We start from the raw sequence: 8,865 nt of genomic DNA, 5'->3' as shown, positions 1-8,865 counted from the left end.
GTCGACACCCGCCCGCCCGCCACTCGCGCGGCGGCGGCCAAGCCCCGGCAGGCCACCCCGCGCCCGCCAAAGCCAGCCCCCGCCGCGCCGCGCATCCTCACCGCCCGCAAGCCGTCCGATCGCCAGCTCACGGCGCCCCACTCCACGCCCACCTGGAGCGTCGCCCAGAAGCAGGAGATGGACAACTTCCTCAACGAACTCGCCAGCGAGGCCCGCAGCAAACCCCAGCCCCGGCCGCAGCCCGCGCCGGATCTGGCCGAGCGCTCGCTGGCCATGGCCCGGGAAGCCGGCCGCCAGGCCCACCGCGAAGGCAGCCGCAGCCCCCAGCACGACCCGGCCATGCTCGTCGAGCGCATCGCCGGCAGCCCGCCGATCGACCCCTTCAGCCTCGATTTCTACCTCGACTCCCTGCTCAAGAAGCTCAACCGCAGCGCCTCCTTCGTGAAGAACGACCCGCGCAGCCGGGGCGTGCAGGCGGCGGCCATCGAGGTGCGCATCAACCCGGACGGCTCCCTCAAAAGCTTCACCGTCACCCGCAGCGGCGACCAGCAGGCCGAGATCGCCTTCGTCAAGTCGGTGGTCGAGCGGGCGGTACCGTTTGCCGCCTTCCCGCCGGACATCGTGCGCTCGGCCCGCTCCCTGGGCCTGATGATCTGTATCCAGCCCACCGGCTCGGGCAACGGCGGCTTCGGCTTCACCCGGCGGCCCGAGGGCAGCGGCTGCTAGCCTCACCCCGGCGGCTGGCTATACTGGGGGCATCGTCTTCCCGGCCCGTCGCCCCATGCCCTGCATCCTCGCCCTCGACCAGGGCACCAGCAGCAGCCGTGCCATCGTCTTCGACGCCACGGGCGAAGCCCTCGCCAACGCCCAGCTTGAATTCCGCCAGTCCTACCCCGAGCCCGGCCGGGTCGAACACGATCCCGTCGAGATCTGGCACACCCAGCTCGCCTGCGCGCGCGAGGCGCTCGCCCGGGCCGGCCTGGCAGCCTCCGACGTCGTAGCCATCGGCATCGCCAACCAGCGCGAGACCACCGTGCTGTGGAACCGCAGCACCGGCGCCCCTCTGGCCCCGGCCATCGTCTGGCAGGACCGCCGCACCGTCGTCCACTGCGACGCACTGCGCGCCGCCGGCCACGCCGGGCTGATCCGCGCCCGCAGCGGGCTCGAGCTAGACGCCTACTTCTCGGCCACCAAGCTTGCCTGGCTGCTCGACAACATCCCCGACGCCCGCCACCAAGCCGAGGCCGGCGAGCTCGCCTTCGGCACCATCGATAGCTGGCTGGTGTGGCAGCTCACCGGCGGCCGGCGGCATGTCACCGACCTGAGCAACGCCTCCCGCACGATGCTCTTCGACATCCACCGCCAGTGCTGGAGCGACGACCTGCTGGCGCTGTTCGACATTCCCCGCGCCGTGCTGCCGAAAGTCGTGGCCAGCAGCGGCGTGCTGGGCGAGACCGACCCGGCCCTGTTCGGCGCGCCGATCCCCATTGGCGGCCTGGCTGGCGACCAGCAGGCGGCCACCTTCGGCCAGGCCTGCCTGAGCCCGGGGATGGCCAAGAACACCTACGGCACCGGCTGCTTCCTGACCCTCAACACCGGCCAGCAGCCGGTTGAATCAACCCAGCGCCTGCTCACCACGCCCGGCTGGCGCATCGGCGCGCGCACCGACTACCTGCTCGAAGGCAGCGTCTTCATCGGCGGCGCGGTGGTCCAGTGGCTACGCGACGGCCTCGGGCTCATCGAGCGGGCGGCCGACATCGAAGCCCTCGCCGCCTCGGTGCCCGACAGCGGCGGCGCGGTGCTGGTGCCCGCCTTCGCCGGCCTCGGCGCGCCCTGGTGGGACGGCCACGCCCGCGGCACCCTGCTTGGCCTGACCCGCGGCGTCGGCAAGGCCCGCATCGCCCGCGCCGCGCTCGAGGCCATCGCACTGCAAACCGTCGACCTGGTCAGCGCCATGCAACGCGACGGCGCCGCGCCGCTGCTCGAGCTGCGCGTCGACGGCGGCGCCTCGCGCAACGACCTGCTGATGCAGATCCAGGCCGACCTGCTCGGCGTGCCGGTGGTCCGCCCGCGGCAGACCGAGACCACCGCCCTCGGCGCCGCCTTCCTGGCCGGCCTCGCGGTCGGGCTGTGGCGGGGCTTGGATGAACTGGCCGGGCTGTGGCGGGCCGAGCGGCGTTTCGACCCCACGGGCAGCGCCGACTGGCGCGCGAGCCGGCTGGCCGAGTGGCACCGGGCCGTCGAGCGCGCCCGCGGCTGGGCGGCGCCCTGAGCATCGATGCGGCGCGAGCAGCTCCTCGACCGCCTGCGCAGCACGCCCCGCTGGGACGTGCTGGTGATCGGTGGCGGCGCCACCGGGCTGGGCTGCGCCGTCGATGCCGCGGCGCGGGGTTACTCCACCCTGCTCCTCGAAGCCCACGACTTCGCCCAGGGCACCAGCTCCCGCTCCACCAAGCTGATCCACGGCGGCGTGCGCTACCTGGCCCAGGGGCGCATCGGCCTGGTGCGCGAAGCCCTGGCGGAGCGGGCGACCCTGCTCGACAACGCGCCCCACCTGGTCCACCCCCAGCGTTTCGTGGTGCCGGTGTATCGCCAGTGGGATCGCCTCTTGCTCGCCGCGGGGCTCACCGCCTACGGCTGGCTGGCCGGCGCGCGCAGCCTCGGGCCCAGCCGACTGCTGTCGGTGGATGACACCCTCGCCGCGCTGCCCGGTGTGCAGGCGGCCGGGCTGGTGGGCGGCATTGCCTACATGGACGCCCGTTTCGACGACGCCCGATTGGCCATCGCGCTCATGCGCACGGTGTTCGACCTGGGCGGGCTGACGATCAACCACCTGCCCGTCACCGGGCTGCGCCACACGCGGGGCCGCGTGAGCGGCATCGGCGCCCGGGACGCCGAAACCGGCGAGGCCTTCGAGATCGCGGCGCAGGTCGTCATCAACGCTGCCGGCGTGTGGGGCGACGAGGTCCGCCAGCTCGACGACCCGGCCGCACCCGCCCAGCTCGCCCCCAGCCAGGGCGCCCACGTGGTGCTCGACCGGCGCTTTCTGCCCGGCGGCGACGCGCTGCTGATCCCCCGCACGCCCGACGGCCGGGTGCTCTTCGTGATCCCCTGGCAGGGCCGGCTGCTTCTTGGCACCACCGACACGCCCCGTGCCGACTGCCCCCTCGAACCGCGCCCGCTGGCAACGGAGATCGACTTCATCCTCGACACCGCCGGCCGCTACCTGGCCCGGCGCCCCACCCGCGCCGACGTGCGTAGCGCCTTCGCCGGGCTGCGTCCACTGCTCGGGGCCGGCGGAGGCAGCACCGCGGCCCTGTCGCGGGAGCATTCGATCGAGGTGTCGGCGGCTGGCCTGGTTTCGGTGGCCGGCGGTAAATGGACGACCTACCGGCGGATGGCAGAAGGCATCGTCGATCGTGCCGTCGCCGTCGCGGGCCTGCCCGTTCGGGCCAGCACCACGGCGAAGCTGGCGCTCCACGGCAGCCCCGGGGCGCCGTCGGACGATGTGTTCGGCACCGACCGGGCGATCATCGACCGCCTGCCCGGCGCCGGGCAGCGCATTCACCCGGCCTTCACGCTGAGCGAGGCCGAGGTGCGCCACGCAGCCCGCAGCGAGCAGGCGCGGGCGGTGGACGACCTGCTCGCCCGCCGCCATCGGGCGCTGTTCATCGACGCCCCGGCGGCCATCGAAGCCGCCCCGGTCGTCGCCGCCATCCTGGCCGACGAGCTGGGCTGGAGCGCGGCACGGACGGCCGAAAGCACGGAAGCCTTCCGCCGGGTGGCAGAAGGCTTCCTTTAACGCAACGGCCCGGCGCGCGCTGGGCGGGGGATCAGGCCTGGGTTTCGGCGATCCGTTTGGCGATGTGCTCGAGGGCCTCTTCGACCTGGTCGATGAGGATCAGGCACAGGTCGCCGGGCTGGAGCCGGCCCAGCGCGGTGTCGATGGCCAGGAACTCACCGCGGATCTCGACGATGTCGCGGGTGCGCGGCGCATCCACCAGGCCCTGCTGCAGCAGCGCCAGCACCTCGCCGTCGGCGCGGCCGCGCTGGCATTCGTCCTGGTACAGCACCACGTCGTCGAAGACCTTGCCAAGGATGCGGGTCTGCTCGCGGATGTCCTCGTCGCGGCGGTCGCCGGCGCCGCTGATGACCACCGAGCGGCGCTTGGCCGGCATGGTCTCGACGGCCTGCACCAGCGCCAAAATGGCGTCCGGGTTGTGGCCGTAGTCGGCGATCAGGGTGGCGCCCTTGTAGTCGAACACGTTGAAGCGCCCCGGCGCCGTGGCGGCGTCATTCACGAAACTGGCGACGCCGCGGCGGATGGTCTCCACGTCGAGCCCCAGCGCCCAGGCCGCACCGATGGAGGCCATCGCGTTCTCGACCTGGAAGGAGATGGTGCCGTTGCGGGTGATCGGGATGCCGGCGAGCGGCACGCGGAACTCGGCGCTGCCCTCGGCCGCCACGATGTCACCACCGTCGACGAACACCACCTTGCGGCCCTGCACCCGGTGGGTGGCGAGCACGTGGTTGTTGGGGTCGAGGGCGAAAAACAGCACCGACCCCGGGCAGGCGCCGGCCATCTTGACGACCATCGGGTCGGCCGCGTTGAGCACCGCGGTGCCATGGGGCGCCACGTTCTGCACAATCACGCGCTTCACCACCGCCAGGTCTTCGACAGTGCTGATGTAGGACAGGCCGAGGTGGTCGCCCATGCCGATGTTGGTGACCACCGCCACGTCGCAACGGTCGAAGGCCAGGCCTTCGCGCAGCACGCCGCCACGGGCGGTCTCGAACACCGCGGCGTCGACATCCGGGTGCAGCAGGATGTTGCGGGCGCTGCGCGGGCCGCTGCAGTCACCGGTGTCGATGCGCCGCTTGCCCACGTAAACGCCGTCCGAGTTGGTCATGCCGACGCAGTTGCCGGCCACGCCGAGCAGGTGCGCGGTGAGGCGCACGGTGGTCGTCTTGCCATTGGTGCCGGCCACCGCCACCACCGGGATGCGGCCGTTCTCGCCGGGCTTGAACATGTTGCCGACGATGGCCTCGCCCACCGGGCGGCCCTTGCCGTAGGACGGCTGCAGGTGCATGCGCAGGCCAGGCGCGGCGTTGCATTCGACGACACCGCCGCTCTGGGCCTCGAGGGGCTCGAGCACGTTCTCGCACACGACGTCGACGCCGCAGATGTCGAGGCCGATGTTGCGGGCCGCGGCGATCGCGCGTTCGGCGACCTCGGGGTGGACGTCGTCGGTCACGTCGGTGGCGGTGCCACCGGTGGACAGGTTGGCGTTGTTGCGCAGGATCACGCGCTTGCCCTTGGGCGGCACCGATTCGGCGTCGAAGCCCTGGTTGGCGAGGGTGGCGATGGCGATCTCGTCGAAGCGGATCTTGGTGAGCGAGGTGGCATGGCCGGTGCCACGACGCGGGTCGCTGTTGACGTGCTCGACCAGCGCGCGGATGGTGCGCTTGCCGTCGCCGACGACCAGCGGCGGCTCGCGGCGAGCGGCAGCGACGAGCTTGTCGCCGATGACGAGGAAGCGGTAGTCGTGGCCCGGCAGGTAGCGCTCGACCATCACGTCGTCGCTGATCTCGGCGGCCACCCGGAAGGCGGCCTTCACTTCGTCCTCGGTGCGCAGCTTGACGGCCACGCCCTTGCCCTGGTTGCCGTCCCGCGGCTTGACGACCACCAGCCCGCCGAGCTCGCGGGCGGCCAGCCAGGCGTCGTCGGCGTCGGTGACCGAGCGGCCCAGGGGCACCGGCACGCCGGCGGCGCGCAACAGGGTCTTGGTGAGCTCCTTGTCCTGGGCGATGGCTTCGGCCACCGCGCTGGTGAGGTCGGTCTCGGCGGCCTGGATGCGGCGCTGCTTGCTGCCCCAGCCAAACTGGACGAGGCTGCCTTCGGTGAGGCGGCGGTAGGGGATGCCGCGGGCCACCGCAGCCTGCACGATGGAGCCGGTGGAGGGGCCGAGGCGCACGTCTTCGTCGAGCTCCTGGAGGCGGCCGAGCGCCTCGGTCAGGTCGAAGCCGAGCTTCTCGTCGGCGGCCGCATTGAGCAGCGCGATGGCGAGGTCGAAGGCCAGCCGGCCGACTTTTTCTTCGGTGTATTCGACGACCACCTGGAACACGCCCTTCTCGAGGGTCGGCGCCGTGCGGCTGAAGGTGACCGGGCAGCCGGCGCAGGCCTGCAGGCCGAGGGCGGCGAGTTCGAGGGCGTGGGCGACGGAGCTGGGGCCCTGGGGGCCGTCGGCCTCGAGGAAGCCCATCTCGGGGAACAGGTTGCGCAGGCGCGTCTCGAAACCCGACATCAGCTCGATGTTGCACTCGTCGTCGGTGCAGGCAACGATGGCCTCGATCGCGGTATGCCGGCTCCACAGATTGGGGCCGCGCAGTGCCCGGATGCGTGAAACTTCCATGGATAACAGTCCTTGTCTCTATTTTTCTGGCCGGCCACCCGGGCGAAGGGGTGGCCGGTTATATCAGCTCGGGCGAGTCAGCTCGGGCAATGCGGGGCGGGCTTCAGTCGCCGCGCAGCGGCGCCTTGGGATTGTAGGGCAGCACGCCGGCGCGGATGAGGGCCGGAGAGATATTGAGCGCCCAGGCCCCGGCGATGGCCGCCAGCAGGTTGGACAGCACGCCCGGCTGCTCGGCCTGGCCATCCGCCAGCATGTTGATGCGCGACAGCGGCGCGAGCAGCTCTTCGGCCGCGCCGGTGGCCAGCACGATGGCGCCGTCCTTGACGAACACCGCCCGCTTGCCTTCGGCGCGGTGGGCGACGATCGCCTCGGCCGCACCGTCGATGCCGTAAAAGATCACGTCGCCATCCGACAGCGGCGCCATCTCGACCACCGCCGGGTCTTCGGCGTTGAGCACCGCGCAGCCGCTGGCGAGCACGAGGTCGACCTGGGTGCGGAAGGCGTTCCAGACCTTCTCGGGGGTGTCGATGTAGAACTCGCCGAAGTGCAGCTCGGGGTCGATGTTGGTGACCACGCCGACGCTGCAGCGGTCGTACACCGTGCCGTCGCCCAGGATGTCGCGGCAGCTGTTCTCGAAGATCGCGGCCTCGACGGAGCGGTTCATCAGCACCCGCTCGGCGGCGTCCCAGTTGGTGCCCTCGGGGGTTTCCACCTGGCGGCCGTCGAGGAACACGCCCTCGCTGCAGGCGAGGCCGGTGTACTGGCCGGACAGCCGCGACAGGTGGGCGATGAGGCGCGCCACCGGCGTCTTGCCCCGGCTGCCGGTGACGCCGACCACCGGGATGCGGGAGTCTTCATCCTTCGCGAAGAGGTGATCGACGATCGCCTCGCCCACCGGGCGCGGCTGGCCGACGGCCGGCTTGATGTGCATCAGCAGGCCCGGGCCGGCGTTGACCTCGACGATCGCGCCGCGCTGCACGTCGAGCGGCTTGGAGATGTCCTCGCAGACCAGGTCGATGCCGGCGATGTCGAGGCCGACGATGCGCGCTGCCAGGCAGGCCAGCTCGGCGGTGTCGGGATGCACCTCGTCGGTGACGTCGAAGGCCATGTTGCTGGTGCGGACGATCATCACCTCCTGGCCCTTCTCGGGCACCGAGCTGCCGCTGAAGCCCTGGCGCTCGACTTCCATCTTGGCGGCCGGGAAGCGGTCGAGGCTGATCACGTACAGCGGGAACTCGTGCTCGACGCCGCGGCGCGGGTCGGTGTTGATCTGGCTGTCGATGAGCTCGTCGATGGTGGACTTGCCGTCGCCCTTGACCGACACGGCCTCGCCCATGTTGGCGGCGACCATCTTGCCGCCGACCACCAAAATGCGGTGCTCGGTGCCCTTGATGAAGCGCTCGACCATCACCTCGGAGCCCTCGGCCGCCGCCAGCGGGAAGGCCGCGGCCACTTCCTCGGGGCTCATCACGTTTACAAACACACCGCGGGCGTGGTTGCCGTCGGTGGGCTTGACCACCACTGGGTAGCCGATGTCCTCGGCCGCGGCGATGGCTTCTTCGACGGTGGCGACGACCTCGCCCTCCGGCACCGGCACCCCGCAGGAGGCCAGCAGCGACTTGGTGAGGTCTTTTTCGCCGGCGATGCCCTCGGCGATGGCCGGGGTGCGGTCGGTCTCGGCCGTCCAGATGCGGCGCTGGCGGGCGCCGTAGCCCAGCTGCACCAGGTTGCCCTCGGTGAGCAGGCGGATGTAGGGGATGCGGCGCTGCTTGTCGGCGGCGGCCTCGACGATGCAGCGGGTGCTGGGGCCCAGCATGTAGTCGTCGATCAGGTCGCGCAGCTTGGCGACGGCGGCGTCCACGTCGTAGGGGCGATCTTCGATGGCGGCCATCAGCAGGTCGCGGCCCATGTGCAGCGCAGCCAGCGAGACATCCTTTTGCCAGGCCCGGATGACCACCTTGTACACACCGCGCTCGGACGTCTCGCGGGCCTTGCCAAAGCCCCCCGGGATGCCGGCCAGGTTCTGCAGCTCGAGGGTGACGTGCTCGAGGATGTGACCAGGCCAGGTGCCGTCATGCAGGCGCTTCACGAAGCCGCCCCGCTCGCCGATGCTGCAGCGGTGCTCGATGAGCGTGGGCAGCAGGGTGGTCAGGCGGTCGGGCAGGCCGGGGATGACGTTGGACGGGCAATCCTCCAGATCGTGGATGTCGACCCACGCCTCAAGGACGGAACGGTAAGTCCAGATGTTCGGCCCCCGCAGGTGGAGCACTTTGAGGAAATCGATCGTTTTGTTGGTCATGGGCAAGGGTGTGGAATGGGCTGGCCTGGCATCGGTTCGCCGCGAGGCGACCTGGATCTGGGCTTAACGCAAGCAGGCCCGGCCAGGATTACCTGCGAAAAAAATATTCCGCGAGTCGGATATTCCGGCCCACACTGGGTGTACGCGCTTGTA

General features: G+C 71.1%; 5 protein-coding genes. 3 read left to right on the top strand and 2 right to left on the bottom strand.

Annotated elements, in window-relative coordinates; translation table 11 throughout:
• The 3 genes from ZRA01_RS20465 to ZRA01_RS00130 form a co-directional block, all read left to right on the top strand.
• A partial coding sequence (locus tag ZRA01_RS20465) for a hypothetical protein (protein WP_170182857.1) occupies positions 1-726 on the top strand: 726 nt, incomplete at its 5' end.
• Positions 727-781: 55 nt separating this feature from the next.
• Positions 782-2,272: a glycerol kinase GlpK gene (gene glpK / locus ZRA01_RS00135; RefSeq protein WP_141348717.1), complete on the top strand. Its 1,491-nt coding sequence runs from the start codon at positions 782-784 to the stop codon at positions 2,270-2,272.
• A 6-nt stretch (positions 2,273-2,278) separates the two neighbouring features.
• Positions 2,279-3,802, top strand: a complete 1,524-nt coding sequence (locus ZRA01_RS00130) for a glycerol-3-phosphate dehydrogenase/oxidase (RefSeq protein WP_141348716.1) — start codon at positions 2,279-2,281, stop codon at positions 3,800-3,802.
• A gap of 31 nt (positions 3,803-3,833) precedes the next feature.
• Here ZRA01_RS00130 and cphA read toward each other — a convergent pair whose 3' ends face one another.
• Together cphA and ZRA01_RS00120 are read right to left on the bottom strand one after the other, a co-directional pair.
• On the bottom strand, positions 3,834-6,413 hold the full coding sequence (gene cphA, locus ZRA01_RS00125; protein ID WP_141348715.1) for a cyanophycin synthetase: 2,580 nt from the start codon (positions 6,411-6,413) through the stop codon (positions 3,834-3,836).
• Positions 6,414-6,516: 103 nt separating this feature from the next.
• Positions 6,517-8,712 (bottom strand): cyanophycin synthetase, encoded by a 2,196-nt coding sequence (locus tag ZRA01_RS00120; protein WP_141348714.1) that lies wholly within the window; start codon positions 8,710-8,712, stop codon positions 6,517-6,519.
• Positions 8,713-8,865 lie beyond the last annotated feature (153 nt).

The sequence above is a fragment of the Zoogloea ramigera genome (genome assembly GCF_006539865.1).
Classification (GTDB): Bacteria; Pseudomonadota; Gammaproteobacteria; order Burkholderiales; family Rhodocyclaceae; genus Zoogloea; species Zoogloea ramigera.
Note: the sequence above shows the minus strand (reverse complement) of the source record. Positions and strands in the feature narration are given on the sequence as shown.